The sequence below is a fragment of the Streptomyces sp. NPDC057617 genome, from assembly GCF_042800555.1.
In the GTDB taxonomy this organism is placed as follows: domain Bacteria; phylum Actinomycetota; class Actinomycetes; order Streptomycetales; family Streptomycetaceae; genus Streptomyces.
The window spans coordinates 477356-492322 of the sequence record NZ_JBHVGV010000005.1; the positions used below are offsets into that span (position 1 = coordinate 477356).

The 14967-nt window shown below is 70.9% G+C and carries 13 protein-coding genes and 1 riboswitch; of the genes, 6 read left to right on the forward strand and 7 right to left on the reverse strand.

Features of this window, described 5'->3' with window-relative positions; translation table 11 throughout:
* The first annotated feature begins 32 nt into the window (after positions 1-32).
* Positions 33-158: riboswitch (TPP riboswitch) on the forward strand.
* An 83-nt stretch (positions 159-241) separates the two neighbouring features.
* The 3 genes from ACFU9P_RS16040 (at position 242) to ACFU9P_RS16050 (ending at position 4121) form a co-directional block, all read left to right on the forward strand.
* On the forward strand, positions 242-1387 hold the full coding sequence (locus ACFU9P_RS16040; RefSeq protein ID WP_384080860.1) for a thiamine ABC transporter substrate binding subunit: 1146 nt from the start codon (positions 242-244) through the stop codon (positions 1385-1387).
* Positions 1388-1464: 77 nt separating this feature from the next.
* Positions 1465-3078: an ABC transporter permease gene (locus ACFU9P_RS16045; protein ID WP_384080863.1), complete on the forward strand. Its 1614-nt coding sequence runs from the start codon at positions 1465-1467 to the stop codon at positions 3076-3078.
* A complete protein-coding gene (locus ACFU9P_RS16050) occupies positions 3078-4121 on the forward strand; it encodes an ABC transporter ATP-binding protein (protein ID WP_384080866.1) in 1044 nt (347 codons plus the stop codon). The genes ACFU9P_RS16045 and ACFU9P_RS16050 overlap by 1 nt, the downstream gene beginning before the upstream one ends.
* 78 nt (positions 4122-4199) lie before the next feature.
* Here ACFU9P_RS16050 and ACFU9P_RS16055 read toward each other — a convergent pair whose 3' ends face one another.
* From ACFU9P_RS16055 to ACFU9P_RS16070, 4 genes are all read right to left on the reverse strand, one after another.
* On the reverse strand, positions 4200-5351 hold the full coding sequence (locus ACFU9P_RS16055; protein ID WP_376371272.1) for a hypothetical protein: 1152 nt from the start codon (positions 5349-5351) through the stop codon (positions 4200-4202).
* Complete coding sequence (locus ACFU9P_RS16060; RefSeq protein WP_376371269.1) at positions 5333-6061, reverse strand: ABC transporter ATP-binding protein; 729 nt, start codon at positions 6059-6061, stop codon at positions 5333-5335. Before ACFU9P_RS16060 ends, ACFU9P_RS16055 begins: the two co-directional genes overlap by 19 nt.
* Positions 6062-6294: 233 nt before the next feature.
* A complete protein-coding gene (locus tag ACFU9P_RS16065) occupies positions 6295-7674 on the reverse strand; it encodes an aspartate aminotransferase family protein (protein ID WP_376371266.1) in 1380 nt (459 codons plus the stop codon).
* Positions 7659-8174: an Lrp/AsnC family transcriptional regulator gene (locus ACFU9P_RS16070; RefSeq protein ID WP_046499681.1), complete on the reverse strand. Its 516-nt coding sequence runs from the start codon at positions 8172-8174 to the stop codon at positions 7659-7661. The genes ACFU9P_RS16065 and ACFU9P_RS16070 overlap by 16 nt, the downstream gene beginning before the upstream one ends.
* Positions 8175-8358: 184 nt before the next feature.
* Between ACFU9P_RS16070 and ACFU9P_RS16075 the strand changes: the two genes are divergently transcribed.
* Positions 8359-9798 carry a gamma-aminobutyraldehyde dehydrogenase gene (locus ACFU9P_RS16075; protein WP_384080872.1) on the forward strand — a complete coding sequence of 480 codons (1440 nt, stop codon included), beginning with the start codon at positions 8359-8361 and terminating at the stop codon, positions 9796-9798.
* 73 nt (positions 9799-9871) lie between these two features.
* Here the strand turns inward: ACFU9P_RS16075 and ACFU9P_RS16080 are convergent, their stop codons facing one another.
* Both ACFU9P_RS16080 and ACFU9P_RS16085 read right to left on the reverse strand, forming a co-directional pair.
* A complete protein-coding gene (locus ACFU9P_RS16080) occupies positions 9872-10645 on the reverse strand; it encodes a glycerophosphodiester phosphodiesterase (protein ID WP_376371263.1) in 774 nt (257 codons plus the stop codon).
* Positions 10630-11655: an adenosine deaminase gene (locus ACFU9P_RS16085; protein WP_384080877.1), complete on the reverse strand. Its 1026-nt coding sequence runs from the start codon at positions 11653-11655 to the stop codon at positions 10630-10632. Before ACFU9P_RS16085 ends, ACFU9P_RS16080 begins: the two co-directional genes overlap by 16 nt.
* 164 nt (positions 11656-11819) lie before the next feature.
* Between ACFU9P_RS16085 and ACFU9P_RS16090 the strand changes: the two genes are divergently transcribed.
* Positions 11820-12539 carry a DUF4190 domain-containing protein gene (locus ACFU9P_RS16090; protein WP_384080880.1) on the forward strand — a complete coding sequence of 240 codons (720 nt, stop codon included), beginning with the start codon at positions 11820-11822 and terminating at the stop codon, positions 12537-12539.
* Positions 12540-12609: 70 nt separating this feature from the next.
* Here ACFU9P_RS16090 and ACFU9P_RS16095 read toward each other — a convergent pair whose 3' ends face one another.
* On the reverse strand, positions 12610-13197 hold the full coding sequence (locus ACFU9P_RS16095; protein WP_384080883.1) for an NADAR family protein: 588 nt from the start codon (positions 13195-13197) through the stop codon (positions 12610-12612).
* A 219-nt stretch (positions 13198-13416) separates the two neighbouring features.
* On the opposite strand from ACFU9P_RS16095, the gene ACFU9P_RS16100 reads away from it, so the two are divergent.
* The gene (locus ACFU9P_RS16100) at positions 13417-14934 is read left to right on the forward strand and encodes a gamma-aminobutyraldehyde dehydrogenase (protein WP_384080886.1); all 1518 of its coding nucleotides are present in this window, start codon (positions 13417-13419) and stop codon (positions 14932-14934) included.
* The last annotated feature ends 33 nt before the right edge of the window (positions 14935-14967 follow it).

Below are 14967 nucleotides of genomic sequence, written 5' to 3' on the forward strand. Positions count from 1 at the left end.
CACGGGGTAATGTTGGCCTGAACGCATTGCATATGTTCCGACAGGGGAGCGCCACAGCGCTGAGAGTGTGGCACATGTCCGCGAGAGCGGGCAGCGGCCGCAGACCCTCTGAACCTCGCCCAGGTCATTCTGGGTAGGAAGTTCGGTCACCACTCAAGCTGTTGCGCCCTGCCCGGAGTCCGGCCGGTCCTGACTCCGGGCAGGGCCGCGTCTTCTCCTGGACTTCCCAGGAGGAAAACCAGTGAGCAGCACCACCAGTACAGCCGGCACCGTCACTGACAGAAGGACGGCCGCCCGCAGAAGGACGGCCGTCGCCGCGCTCGCCACCGCGCTCGGGGTCTCGGTCCTCGCCGCCTGCGGCGGGTCCGACGGCTCCGCGCCGTCCGGCGGCAGCGGCGGTACGGAGTCGAAGACCGTCACCCTCGTCAGCCACGACTCGTTCAACGCCTCGCCCGCCGTGCTCAAGGAGTTCACCCGGCGGACCGGCTACACGGTCAAGGTCCTGAAGAGCGGGGACGCGGGCGAGGCCCTCAACAAGGAGATCCTCACCAAGGGTTCGCCCCAGGGCGATGTCTTCTTCGGCGTCGACAACACCCTGCTCTCCCGCGCCCTCGACAACGGCCTGTTCACGCCGTACAAGGCCAAGGGTCTCGACCGCGTCGACACGGCCACCCAGCTCGACCGCGGCCAGAACCGGGTCACGCCCATCGACACCGGCGATATCTGCGTCAACTACGACAAGAAGTACTTCACGGACAAGAAGCTCGCGCCGCCGCAGTCGTTCGACGATCTGGTCAAGCCGCAGTACAAGGACCTGCTCGTGACGGAGAACGCCGCGACCTCCTCGCCCGGCCTCGGCTTCCTCCTCGGCACGGCCGCGCGGTACGGCGACAACGGCTGGCAGGACTACTGGAAGAAGCTCAAGGCCAACGGCGTGCAGGTCGTCGACAGTTGGGAACAGGCCTACAACGAGAACTTCTCGGGCTCGGCCGGCGGCAGAAAGGCCAAGGCCGACCGCCCGCTCGTCGTCTCGTACGCCTCCAGCCCGCCCGTAGAGGTCCTGTACGCCGAGCCGCAGCCGCAGCAGGCGCCCACCGGAGTCGCCACCGGCACCTGCTTCCGGCAGACGGAGTTCGCCGGGCTGCTCACGGGCGCGAAGAACGAGGCGGGCGGCAAGGCCCTGGTGGACTTCCTGATCAGCGACACCTTCCAGGCGGACATGCCGCTGAACATGTTCGTCAACCCGGTCGTCAAGAGCGTGAAGCTGCCCGAGCTGTTCACGAAGTTCGGCGCGACGGTCAGCGAGCCCGAGACCGTGGCACCCGACAAGATCGCCGCCAACCGTGAGCAGTGGATCCAGTCGTGGACCTCACTCGTGGTGAAGTAGCCGACAGGGCGGCGAGCCGGGCCCGGCCGGCTCGCCCCACCCCGAAGGGCCGCGCGAGTTCCGTCCGGCTCGTCCTCATGGCCGTACCCGTCGCGTTCTTCGCGGTCTTCTTCGCCTATCCCGTGACCGCGATCGTCGGCCGCGGCCTCAAGGCCGACGGCACCTGGCAGTTCGGCCGCGTCGGCGAGGTACTGAGCCGTCCCGACATCCTCGGTGTTCTCTGGTTCACCACCTGGCAGGCGCTCGCCTCCACCGCGCTCACCCTGCTGATCGCCCTGCCCGGCGCGTATGTCTTCGCACGCTTCGACTTCCCGGGCAGGCATCTGCTGCGCGCGGTGGTCACCGTCCCCTTCGTCCTGCCGGCCGTCGTGGTCGGCACGGCCTTCCTGGCGCTGCTCGGGCGCGGCGGACTGCTCGACGACCTGTGGGGCATACGGCTCGACACGACCGTCTGGGCGATCCTCCTCGCGCATGTCTTCTTCAACTACGCGGTGGTCGTACGGACCGTGGGCGGCCTGTGGTCACAGCTCGACCCGCGCCAGGAGGAGGCCGCGCGGGTGCTGGGCGCGGGACGGCTCGCGGCCTGGTGGCGGGTGACGCTGCCGGCCCTCGCCCCCGCCGTGGCGGCCGCCGCCCTGATGGTCTTCCTCTTCACCTTCACCTCCTTCGGGGTCGTACAGATCCTGGGCGGCCCGGCCTACTCCACGCTGGAGGTGGAGATCTACCGGCAGACCGCGCAGCTCCTCGACCTGCCCACCGCCGCCGTGCTCACCCTCGTCCAGTTCGCGGCGGTCGCGGCGGTGCTGGCGGTGCACGCCCGGACCGTACGGAGACGGGAGGGCGCGCTGAAACTCGTCGACCCGGCGCAGACGGCGCGCAGGCCGCGCGGGACCGGGCAGTGGGCGCTGCTCGGCGGGGTCCTCGCCACCGTTCTGATGCTGATCCTGCTGCCGCTCGGTGTGCTCGTCGAGCGCTCACTCGACACGCCGGGCGGGTACGGCCTCGGCTTCTACCGTGCACTCGGCTCGCTCGACGCGAGCGGCGGAACGTTCCTCGTACCACCGCTGGAAGCCGTCTGGAACTCGCTGCGGTACGCGCTCGCCGCGACCGGCGTCGCGCTGGTGGTGGGCGGTCTCGCGGCCGCCGCGCTGACCCGGCGCGCGGGCCGGCTCGTGCGGGGCTTCGACGCGCTGCTGATGCTGCCGCTCGGGGTCTCGGCCGTCACCGTCGGCTTCGGTTTTCTGATCACACTCGACAAGCCGCCGCTGGACCTGCGGACTTCATGGATCCTGGTGCCGCTCGCGCAGGCGCTGGTGGGCGTGCCCTTTGTCGTCCGGACCATGCTGCCGGTGCTGCGGGCGGTGGACGGACGGCTGCGCGAGGCGGCGGCGGTCCTCGGCGCGTCCCCGCTGCGGGTGTGGCGCGAGGTCGATCTGCCGCTCGTACGGCGGGCGTTGCTGGTCGCGGCCGGTTTCGCGTTCGCCGTGTCGCTGGGCGAGTTCGGCGCGACGGTCTTCATCGCGCGCCCCGACCGGCCGACACTGCCGGTGGCCGTGGCCCGGCTGCTGGGGCGCCCCGGCGAACTCAACTACGGGCAGGCCATGGCCCTGTCCACCGTACTGATGCTGGTGTGCGCGGTGTCGCTGCTGGCGCTGGAACGTATCCGTACCGACCGCTCCGGGGAGTTCTGATGGCCCTGCTGACCCTGTCGGACATCACCGTACGGTTCGGTGCCCGTACCGCGCTCGACGGCGTGGACCTGGAGATCGCCGAGCACGAGACGGTCTGTGTGCTGGGGCCGAGCGGGAGCGGCAAGTCGACACTGCTGCGGGTGGTGGCCGGGCTGACCGCGCCGGACGGCGGGCGGGTGCTGCTGGACGGCGCCGACCAGACGGGGGTGCCGGTGCACCGGCGCGGGGTCGGGCTGATGTTCCAGGACCATCAGCTCTTCCCGCAGCGCGATGTGGCCGGCAATGTTGCCTTCGGACTGCGCATGCGAGGGGTCCCGCGCGGCGAACAGACGGGCCGGGTCGAGGAACTGCTCGATCTCGTCGGGCTGCCGGGCGCGGGGCGGCGGGCCGTCGCCGCGCTGTCCGGCGGCGAGCAGCAGCGCGTCGCGCTGGCGCGGGCGCTGGCTCCCCGGCCCCGGCTGCTGATGCTGGACGAGCCGCTCGGGCAGCTCGACCGGAGCCTGCGCGAGCGGCTGGTGGTCGAACTGCGCGGTCTCTTCGGACGGTTGGGTACGACCGTGCTCGCCGTCACCCATGACCAGGGCGAGGCGTTCGCGCTCGCCGACCGGGTCGTGGTGATGCGGGACGGACGGGTCGCCCAGACGGGCACCCCGGTGGAGGTCTGGCAGCGGCCCGCCTCGGCGTTCGTGGCGCGCTTCCTCGGTTTCGACAATGTCGTGGACGCGACGGTGAGCGGCGGGGCCGCCGATACGGTCTGGGGACGGATCCCGGTGCCGGACGGATCGGCCCAGGGGGAGCGGTCGGTGCTGGTACGGCCTGCCGGGGTACGGCTGGTCGACCCGGGGGGCGCGCTGCGCTGCACGGTCGAGGCCCGTACGTTCCGGGGCAGCAGGGTCGCGGTGCTGCTGCGGCCCGACGGGCCCTCGGGCGGACCGGTACTGGAAGCGGAGTGCGGGCTCCGGGACGCGCCACGGGTGGGCGCGGCGGTCGGGGTGGCCTTCGCCGCCGAGGACGTGGTGGTCCTGGAGGGCGGCACAGCGTAAAGCCGCGGCTCAAAGCCATGACGGCAAGCGAAGGCCCCCGGACCTCAGCGGGGTCCGGGGGCCTTCTGCTCAAGTGGGCTATGCCGTCAGGGGAATCGCCGCCAGGGCCGCCACCATCCAGGTCAGCGGGGCGAAGATCGTCAGGATCGCGGTCGCCCGCACCGCCGCCGCCGTACGCAGAAGCGTGGCCGGGGCGCCCAGATGGTGCAGCGTCGTGGTGGTGGCCGCGCGGGCCTGCCGGGACTCCACCGCGGACGTCAGCAGCGTCGCCGCCGTACAGCCGATGACCAGGGCCGCGCCGAGGCCGGTCAGGGGCCCGAAGGGGCGTACCGCACCGGGCCCGGACAGCGAGGTCGCGGCGAACACGCCCGAGATCACGGCGCACAGAACGCCGAGCGGGCGGCCGATGTTGCGGGCCTCGGTCATCAGGGTGCGCCCCGCCAGCAGCCGGATCGCGCCGGGCCGCAGGGTCTGGACCAGCCGCCCGCAGAGATACGTGATACCCGGACCGGCCAGGGCCAGACCGACGGCGGTCAGCGACCAGCCCGCCAGCACACCGGCCGAGGTGCCGTCGAACTGACCGGGCAGCGGCGGCGCGGACCCGCCCCCGCTCCTGCTCGCGTACGTCTCGACCGCCAGCCCCGCCGCCGTGAGGGCCACCCCCCAGGGCAGCCCGGCCGGGGTGTGGACCGAGGGCGGCACGTTCTCGGCGGGGCGGCCGGCCTTGCGGGTGTGATGCCGCATCGCCATCCCGGTCGCGGCCGTCGCGAAGGTCGGCACCAGCGCCAGCAACGTCAGCATCGCGGCCAGCGGCAGCGACTGGCCCCTGGCCAGCAGCTCGGCGCCCTGGCCGCCGAGGGGCGAACGGGCCGGATCGCTGCGGAGATGCAGGAAGAGGAGCAGCGCCAGAGCGCTGCCGAACGCGCAGGAGACCGCGGTCGAGGTGGCCGCCAGGGTGGTCAGCCGGGCCGGGCCGAGGCCCACCGCCGACAGTCCGGTCCGCGGCCGGGTGCCCGGTTCCGTACGGGCCACCGCCACCGCGAACTGGACCGTCGCCGCCAGCGGGATCAGACACCAGAGCAGGCGGGCCGCGGAGCCGGCCGGATGGCCCATGGCCCAGCCGAGCGTGCACAGCAGCAGAAAACCGACCCCGGCGGACGCCGCCACGACCAGCAGCCTGCGCACCAGGACCAGGGGTTGGGCGCCACGGCCTAGACGGAGAGCGAGCACGCGGCCTGGCCTTCCGCTTCGGTCGGTCCCAGCGAGCTGATCCGGCGGCCGTCCAGCAGGGAGACCGAACGGTCGGCGAGCGCCGCGACCTCCTCGTCCAGGGTGGCGAGGACGACGGTGATGCTGTGCGAGCGGGCCGCGGTGGTCAGCGTACGGATCACCTGCGCCCGGTCGGTACGGTGCAGCGGCGCGGTCGGCTCGTCGGCGAAGAGCACCGAGGGCGTGGTGACCAGGGCGCGTGCCACCGCGATCCGCTGCCGCTGGGCCTGGAGCAGGGCGTACGGACGCTTGCGCGCGCACTGCCCGATGTCGAGCCGGTCCAGCCACTCCAGCGCGCTGACCTTGGCGGCCCGGTGCGAGGCGCCGCGCAGCAGCAGCGGCAGCGCCGCGTTCTCCCAGGCGGTCAGCTCGGGTACGAGGGCGGGCTCGGGGTCGATCCAGCTGAACCGGTCCCTGCGCAGCCGCTCGCGCAGCACCGCGCTCATGGTGTGGACCGGTGAGTCGTTGAACCAGACCTCGCCCTCCTGCGGGACCAACTGACCCGACAGACAGCGCAGAAGAGTCGTTTTGCCGCTGCCGCGCGGGCCGCACACGGCAAGGATCTCGCCCTCGCGCACGCCGAGCGAAACGCCGTCGAGCGCGGGCGATCCGTTGTGGGAGTAGGTCAGGGAACGCGCCCAGAGCACGTCGTTGTCCGGCGGGGCCACCATGGCGTACACCTCGGTTCTGATCGGACTTACCTCCGCCGTCCGGGTGAACGAAGGCGGCGACGATCGGTCACAGGGCACGCTAGGTATTCGGAACCGGGGGATCGGACAGCACACGGCCCGGGTGCCGCCCTTCTCACTCGAAAGGCCGCACCCGGGCCGTCATGCGGGTGGTGTGACGATTCAGCACCGGCCCCGGGCGCCCGGCCGCGCAGGGCCGGGTGCCAGGCCGGGGGTCAGAGCTTGGTCCATGCCTCCGTCAGCACCGACCGCAGGATTCCCTCGATCTCGTCGAAGACCGACCGGTCGGAGACCAGCGGCGGCGCGAGCTGGACGACCGGGTCGCCGCGGTCGTCGGCGCGGCAGTAGAGCCCGTTCTCGTACAGCTCCTTGGAGAGGAACCCGTACAGCACGCGCTCGGTCTCCTCGTCCGTGAAGGTCTCCTTGGTCGCCTTGTCCTTCACCAGCTCGATGCCGTAGAAGAAGCCGTTGCCGCGGACATCGCCGACGATCGGCAGGTCGTGCAGCTTCTTGAGGGTGTCGAAGAACGTGGACTCGTTGTCGAGGACATGCTGGTTGAGGCCCTCGCGCTCGAAGATGTCGAGGTTGGCGAGGCCGACCGCCGCGGAGACCGGGTGGCCGCCGAAGGTGTAGCCGTGCAGGAAGGTGTTGTCGCCCTGGTAGAAGGGTTCGGCGAGCCGGTCGGAGACGATGCAGGCGCCGATCGGGGAGTAGCCCGAGGTCATGCCCTTGGCGCAGGTGATCATGTCCGGTACGTAACCGAACTTGTCGCACGCGAACATCGTGCCGAGGCGGCCGAACGCGCAGATCACCTCGTCGGAGACGAGCAGGACGTCGTACTGGTCGCAGATCTCGCGGACCCGCCGGAAATAGCCGGGCGGCGGCGGGAAGCAGCCGCCCGCGTTCTGCACCGGCTCCAGGAAGACCGCCGCGACCGTCTCGGGGCCCTCGAAGAGGATCTGCTGCTCGATCTGGTCGGCGGCCCAGCGGCCGAAGGCCTCGGGGTCGTCGCCATGGATCGGCGCCCGGTAGATATTGGTGTTCGGGACCTTGTGCGCGCCCGGGACCAGCGGCTCGAACGGCGCCTTCAGCGCGGGGAGTCCGGTGATGGACAGGGCTCCCTGGGGGGTGCCGTGATAGGCGACGGCGCGTGAGATGACCTTGTACTTCGTGGGCTTGCCGGTCAGCTTGAAGTACTGCTTCGCGAGCTTCCAGGCGGTCTCGACCGCCTCGCCGCCGCCGGTGGTGAAGAAGACCTTGTTGAGATCGCCGGGCGCGTAGTGGGCGAGCCGCTCGGCCAGTTCGACGGCCTTGGGGTGGGCGTAGGACCACACCGGGAAGTACGCCAGCTCCTGGCCCTGCTTGTAGGCGGTCTCGGCCAGCTCGTGGCGGCCGTGACCGGCGTTCACCACGAACAGCCCGGACAGGCCGTCGAGGTAGCGCTTGCCCTTGTCGTCGTAGATGTAGGTGCCCTCGCCACGCACGATGGTGGGCACGGGCGCGTTCTCGTAGGACGACATGCGGGTGAAGTGCATCCACAGGTGGTCGTACGCGGTCTTGGAGAGGTCCTTGCTCACGGCTATCGGGTTCCCCACATATAGGTCTGTTTCTTCAGCTTCAGATAGACGAAACTCTCGGTGGAGCGCACGCCGGGGAGCGCGCGGATCCTCTTGTTGATGACATCCAGCAGATGGTCGTCGTCCTCGCAGACGATCTCCACCATCAGGTCGAACGAGCCCGCGGTCATCACCACGTACTCGCACTCGTCCATGGCCGCCAGGGCGTCCGCGACGGACTCCGTGTCGCCCTCGACATTGATGCCGACCATGGCCTGCCGCCGGAATCCCACGGTGAGCGGGTCGGTGACGGCGACGATCTGCATCACGCCCTGGTCGAGCAGCTTCTGGACGCGCTGGCGCACGGCCGCCTCGGAGAGGCCGACGGCCTTGCCGATCGCGGCGTACGGGCGCCGCCCGTCCTCCTGGAGCTGTTCGATGATGGCGAGGGAGACGGCGTCGATCGAGGACGACGAGCCGTTTCCGCCCCGGGAACCGGGGCCCGGGTCTGTTCTGGAGTCTGCGCTACGACTGGCCACGCGCCTCACTGTGCACTGCGACTCGTCCGTCCCGCAACCCTCTATCGATGATATTCGTTGTTGAAGGGCCGCAATATCACCGAATCCGAAGTTCCCGGGGCGTCGGCCTGTCGAAAGCGTCGGCCGAAGGATTAGGGTGGGACTGTCTCACCCATCGGACATCCGACCAGAAGGAGGGGTGGCAGTGACCACCGAGCTGCGCCGGCTGCGTAACTACATCAACGGGGAGTTCCGGGACGCCGCCGACGGACGGACCATCGAGGTGGTCAACCCGGCCACGGGCGAGGCGTACGCCACGTCCCCGCTCTCGGGGCAGGCCGATGTCGACGCCGCCATGGAGGCCGCGGCGGCCGCCTTCCCCGGCTGGCGCGACACCACCCCGGCCGAGCGCCAGCGGGTGCTGCTCAAGATCGCGGACGCGGTCGAGGAGCGGGCGGAGGAGCTGATCGCGGCCGAGTCGGAGAACACCGGCAAGCCGCTGGAGCTGACCCGTACGGAAGAGATCCCGCCGATGGTGGACCAGATCCGCTTCTTCGCGGGCGCCGCCCGGCTGCTCGAAGGCCGTTCGGCCGGCGAGTACATGGAGGGCTTCACCTCGATGGTCCGCCGTGAGCCGGTCGGTGTCTGCGCACAGGTCGCGCCGTGGAACTACCCGATGATGATGGCCGTGTGGAAGTTCGCGCCGGCCCTCGCCGCGGGCAACACCGTCGTACTGAAGCCGTCGGACACCACCCCCGCCTCGACCGTGCTGCTGGCGGAGATCATCGGGGCGATCGTGCCCAAGGGCGTCTTCAACGTGCTGTGCGGCGACCGCGACAGCGGCCGGACGATGGTCGAGCACCCGATTCCTGCGATGGTCTCCATCACCGGTTCCGTACGGGCCGGAGCGCAGGTCGCCGGGTCCGCAGCCAAGGACGTCAAGCGGGTCCATCTGGAGCTGGGCGGCAAGGCGCCGGTGGTGGTGTTCGAGGACACCGACATCGCCAAGTCCGTCGAGGACATCGCGGTGGCGGGCTACTTCAACGCGGGCCAGGACTGTACGGCCGCCACCCGTGTTCTCGTCCACGAGTCGATCCACGACGAGTTCGTGGCGGCGCTCGCGAAGGCCGCGTCCGAGACCAAGACCGGTGCCGCGGACGACGAGGACGTACTGTACGGACCCCTCAACAACGCCAACCAGCTCAAGCAGGTCGCCGGCTTCATCGAGCGGCTGCCCGCGCACGCCAAGGTCCAGGCGGGCGGCCACCAGGTCGGCGACAAGGGCTACTTCTACGCGCCGACCGTCGTCTCCGGTCTCAAGCAGGACGACGAGATCATCCAGAACGAGGTCTTCGGCCCGGTCATCACCGTCCAGTCCTTCACGGACGAGGCGCAGGCGCTGGAGTACGCGAACGGCGTCGAGTACGCACTCGCCTCGTCGGTGTGGACGAAGGACCACGCGCGGGCGATGCGGATGTCGAAGGCGCTGGACTTCGGGTGTGTGTGGATCAACGCCCACATTCCGCTGGTCGCGGAGATGCCGCACGGCGGGTTCAAGAAGTCCGGCTACGGCAAGGACCTGTCGGGGTACGGCTTCGAGGACTACACACGCATCAAGCATGTGATGACGTCGCTCGACGCCTGAGCCCGACGCGTCGGCTTCGCGGGGCGGGCGGTGGAACTCTTGTTGCTCCGCCCGCCCCGCGCGCCGTTGGCCGTCAGCGCTCCTCCTGCGCGGTCCGTACGGGACTCCGGTGGCCCGGGGCGGCCAGCAAAGCGGCGAGGACATCGACGCGGTTGGTGGTGATCGCGTCGACGCCCCGGGCGATCAGCCGGCGCATGGTGCGCCGGGTGTCGGCGGTCCAGGCCGAGACGAGCAGTCCGTCGCGGTGGTTGCGCTCGGCGAGTGCCCGGCTGATCAGTCCGAAGTGGTAGTTGAGCCAGCGCGGCCGCACCGCCGCGAGCAGTGTGGGGCGGGGCGGGGCGAGCGTCGTCCAGGTCAGCGCGATCTCGGCGCCCGGGTCGGCGGCGCGGACGGCGAGCATCGTGCGCGGGCCCGCGCAGTAGTACACCCGGTCCCTGGCCCCGCTCTCGCGCACTTCGGCGACGACCGTCCGTACCGATCTCTCCGTGGCGCCCGGCAGATCTATCAGGAGGCGGGCGCCGTCCGTCGCCGCGAGCGCTTCCCGCAGCGCCGGGACCGCGCCGCCGGTCAGCCCGCGCAACTCCTTGTGGGTCAGCTCGGCGAGGCGCCGGTCGTGCTCCCAGAGCCGCCTCAGCGAGGAGTCGTGCAGCAGTACGGGCACACCGTCCCGGGTGAGCCGGACATCGACCTCGACCGCGTCGGCCCCCCGCTCCAGCGCGGAGCGCACCGACGCGAGGGTGTTCTCACGGAACCGGTAGGGATCGCCGCGGTGGCCCACGGCGGTCACCGTACGCGCGGGTCCCGCGCGGTCGCCGGACGTCATCGCCGCCGCTACCGGGCGAGCCATTTGGCGGTGTACGTGTCGATCTCCGTGGCGAGCCGCACCTTGCTCCCCGGGTCCAGGAAGGAGGCCTCGACACCGTTCTTCGCGAGATCGGCGAGCCCCCGCTCGTCCAGGCCGAGCAGCCGGGCCGCGACCGCGTACTCCTGGTTGAGGTCGGTGCCGAACATCGGCGGATCGTCGCTGTTGACCGTCACCAGCACGCCGGCCGCGACCATCCCCTTGATCGGGTGCTTGTCGAGATCGGCGACCGCGCGGGTGGCGATGTTGGAGGTCGGGCACACCTCCAGCGGGATGCGGTGCTGGGCGAGATGCGCGAGCAGCTCCGGGTCCTGGACGGCGCTGGTGCCATGGCCGATGCGCTCGGCGCCCAGCTCGCGCAGCGCGTCCCAGACGGTCTCGGGACCCGTCGTCTCACCGGCGTGCGGCACGGAGTGCAGCCCGGCGGCGATGGCGCGGTCGAAATACGGCTTGAACTGCGGCCGGGGCACACCGATCTCGGGGCCGCCGAGCCCGAAGGCGATCAGGCCCTCGGGGCGCAGGTCGACCGCGAGGCGGGTGGTCTCCTCGGCCGCCTGCAGTCCGGCCTCGCCGGGGATGTCGAAGCACCAGCGGAGTATGACGCCCAGCTCGGCCTCGGCGGCCTTCCTGGCGTCCTCGATGGCCTCCATGAAGGCCTGCTCGGGGATGTTGCGGCTGGTCGAGCTGTACGGCGTGATCGTCAGCTCGGCGTAGCGGATGTTCTGCCGGGCCATGTCACGGGCGACCTCGAAGGTCAGCAGCCGGACGTCCTCGGGCGTGCGCAGCAGATCGACGACGGAGAGATAGACGTCGATGAAGTGTGCGAAGTCGGTGAAGGTGAAGTACTCGGCGAGCGCCTCGGGATCGGCAGGGACCTTGGAGTCGGGGTGCCGCGCGGCCAGTTCGGCCACGATGCGCGGCGAGGCGGAGCCGACATGATGGACATGCAGCTCGGCCTTGGGCAGCCCCGCGATGAAGGGGCGCAGATCGGTCATCGGGTCCTCCGGATGGTGGGGCTGGTGTGCGTGGTACGGCGTCCGCCGGGCCGGGTCGTTCCGCCCCCTGCCCCCGGCCGCTCGGGTCAGGGATCATCGTAGGCCGGGCCGGTTCCGCGTCCAGCGGAGGCCGTAGCATGACGGAATTACGATGGGGGAGGCCCATGTCAGACAAGAGCGAGCAGCCGTCGGGCGGCTACGAGCCGAGTGATCCCTGGGCTCCGCCGGAGCACAAGGCGCCGCAGAACGACCCCGTGGCGTGGCCGGAACCGCAGCCGCCGACGGCCGGATCGGTGCACGACCAGCCGACGGTCGCCGGGATACCCGGCTCCGGGCCCGAGCCCGGCGCCGTACCGCCTCCGCCGGTCGCGCCCGGCGGACCGGCCCAGCCCGCCCCGGGGCCCTACGGCTACCCGGGCACCCCGCCCCAGCCCGCGCCGGGCGCCCAGCAGTCCGCGTCCCCCTACGGAGCGACGCCGGGCTACGGCTACCCCGCCGCCGACCCGGCCCCCGGATATCCGGCCCCCGGTTACCCGGACTACGGCTCTGCGGGCTGGCAGCCCGGACCGTCCAACGGCATGGGTATCGCCGCGATGGTGCTCGGCATCATCTCCGTGGTCGTCTTCTGTCTCTGGGGCATCGGCGTCATCGTCGGTGTCCTCGCACTCGTCCTCGGGGTCATCGGCCGCCGCAAGGTCCAGCGCGGCCAGGCGACGAACGGCGGGATGGCGCTCGCGGGCATCGTCCTGGGCGCGATCGGCGCCGTGATCAGCGCCGCGTTCCTGGGCTTGATGATCTGGGTGGTCGCGAACGGCGAAAGTCTGGACCCCACCACGGACACCGATCCGTTCGCCACTTCGCTGGTGGCTGAGGACCGCCGCTGAGTCCTGGCAGCCCCGGCGGTCCCGGCCTCCTCTGGGGGGCGCCCGCCCGGGCCCGAGGGCGCACCTCGTATCAGATCCGCGGAGGCTCCTCGTACCGGAGCCGCTCACGCGCCTCCATCAGCGCGAACCCCAGCAGATTGAGCCCGCGCCAGCGCGCGGGGTCGTGCGCCCGCTCGTCGTCGGAGGCCAGTCCGATGCCCCAGATCCGGTCCATCGGGCTTGCCTCGACGAGTATCCGCTCGCCCGTGGCCAGCAGGAACGCGCGCAGCCCGGGGTCCTGGCCGAACTTGTGGACGCTGCCCGCCACCACGATGCCGTAGCGCTCGCGCTCCCACACCGCCTCGTCGAAACCGCGCACCAGCCGCCCCGCCTTCTTGGCGAGGGCCGGGCTCGACGAGCCGACGGCCGCGCGCTCGCCCTCCTCGTCCCCGAAGAGCCGGGCCTTGGCCGCCATCATCCAGTGCTCCGCCGTCGCGTACTCGACGCCCTCGACGGTGAAGGGCGAGGGCCACCACTGGCTCAGACAGCTCGCGCCCAGCGTGCCGTCCTGTCTGGGGGCATGCCCCCAGAAGTGCAGATACTTGATCCTCTCGCCGCGCTCCGTGCGCTCGGCCAGCCCGGCCGCCGTACGGACCGGGCTCCCCCGGTGTTGTTCCATGAGCGCGAGTCTCGCAGCCGCCACTGACAGTCCGTACGGCCGCAGTATGCCTAGGCGCTCCTGGGGCGACCGATTCCGTCGCGTAACCAAAAGGCAACAACGGAATCCCTTGTTGAGGTGGCGCGTCTCTGTCAGGATCGGCACTCAATTGAAGCCGGAACGACAACAACGACAACCCCCAACGACCCCCGGACAACAACTGGGCCAATGGAGAGCGTCATGACCCATCGCTTCCAGGTGCGGGACCGCTTCGCGGACGGCGCGCAGTTCATCGCCGGACGGCTGCGGCCCGGCACATCCGGCCGCGCCCATGCCGTCGTGAACCCGGCGACCGGCGAGGAGATCCACTCGTACGAACTCGCAGGCACCGCCGATGTCGACGCCGCCGTCACCGCAGCGCGCACGGCCTTCCCCGGTTGGGCGGGTGCCACTCCCGCCGCGCGCTCCGACGCCCTCCACCGCTTCGCCGCCGTCCTCTCCGATCAGGCCGAGGACTTCGCGTACGCCGAATCGCTCCAGTGCGGCAAGCCGATCAGGCTGGCCACCGAGTTCGACGTACCGGGCACCGTCGACAACACGGCCTTCTTCGCCGGCGCCGCCCGCCATCTCGACGGGGTCTCCGCCGGTGAGTACAGCGGCGACCACACCTCCTATGTGCGCCGCGAGCCGATCGGGGTCGTCGGCTCGATCGCGCCCTGGAACTATCCGCTCCAGATGGCCGCCTGGAAGATCCTGCCTGCCGTCGCCGCGGGCAACACCATCGTGCTGAAGCCCGCCGAGATCACCCCGCTCACCTCGCTGATGTTCGCCCAAGCCGCCCAGGAGGCCGGAATCCCCGACGGGGTGATCAATGTCGTCAGCGGCGCGGGACCCGACGCGGGAGAGCACCTCGTCGGCCATCCCGATGTGGCGATGACCTCCTTCACCGGCTCCACCGCCGTCGGACGCCGGGTCGCCGAGATCGCCACCGCCACCGTCAAACGGCTGCACCTCGAACTCGGCGGCAAGGCCCCCTTCCTGGTCTTCGACGACGCGGACCTGGAGGCGGCCGTCCATGGCGCGGTCGCCGCCGCGCTCATCAACGGCGGCCAGGACTGCACGGCCGCCACCCGCGCCTATGTCCAGCGCCCGCTGTACGAGGCGTTCGTGACCAAGGTCGCCGAGCTGATGGAGACCGTACGGCTCGGTGATCCGCTCGATCCGGCCACCGATCTCGGCCCGCTGATCTCGCACACCCACCGCGACCGGGTCGCCGGATTCGTCGACCGGGCCCGCGCCCATGCCCGGGTGGTGACCGGCGGCGGGGCGCCCGGGGGAGACCTGAAGGCGGGCGCGTACTACCGTCCCACGCTCGTCGCGGACGCCGCCCAGGACAGCGAGATCGTCCAGTCCGAGATCTTCGGACCGGTCCTGGCCGTCCGCCCCTTCGACTCCGACGACGAGGGCATCGGCCTCGCCAACGACACCCCGTACGGCCTCGCCGCCTCCGCCTGGAGCCGCGACGTCTACCGCACCGGGCGCGCGACCCGGGAGATCCGGGCCGGCTGCGTCTGGATCAACGACCACATTCCGATCATCAGCGAGATGCCCCACGGCGGGTACCGGGCCAGTGGCTTCGGCAAGGACATGTCCCTGTACTCCTTCGAGGAGTACACGCAGGTCAAGCATGTGATGTACGACAACACGGCGGTCGCCAGGAAGGACTGGCACCGCACGATCTTCGGTGACCGCTGTTAGACCGGCGGCCGGTCCGCCTCATCCACCCGAAAG

Excerpts from the sequence above, each read along its gene's own strand:
- ACFU9P_RS16085 (WP_384080877.1), bottom strand. The coding sequence starts at position 11,655 with ATGACCGATCTGCGCCCCTTCATCGCGGGGCTGCCCAAGGCCGAGCTG.
- ACFU9P_RS16045 (WP_384080863.1), top strand. The coding sequence starts at position 1,465 with ATGGCCGTACCCGTCGCGTTCTTCGCGGTCTTCTTCGCCTATCCCGTG.
- ACFU9P_RS16050 (WP_384080866.1), top strand. The coding sequence starts at position 3,078 with ATGGCCCTGCTGACCCTGTCGGACATCACCGTACGGTTCGGTGCCCGT.
- ACFU9P_RS16100 (WP_384080886.1), top strand. The coding sequence starts at position 13,417 with ATGACCCATCGCTTCCAGGTGCGGGACCGCTTCGCGGACGGCGCGCAG.
- ACFU9P_RS16080 (WP_376371263.1), bottom strand. The coding sequence starts at position 10,645 with ATGGCTCGCCCGGTAGCGGCGGCGATGACGTCCGGCGACCGCGCGGGA.
- ACFU9P_RS16095 (WP_384080883.1), bottom strand. The coding sequence starts at position 13,197 with ATGGAACAACACCGGGGGAGCCCGGTCCGTACGGCGGCCGGGCTGGCC.
- ACFU9P_RS16060 (WP_376371269.1), bottom strand. The coding sequence starts at position 6,061 with ATGGTGGCCCCGCCGGACAACGACGTGCTCTGGGCGCGTTCCCTGACC.
- ACFU9P_RS16090 (WP_384080880.1), top strand. The coding sequence starts at position 11,820 with ATGTCAGACAAGAGCGAGCAGCCGTCGGGCGGCTACGAGCCGAGTGAT.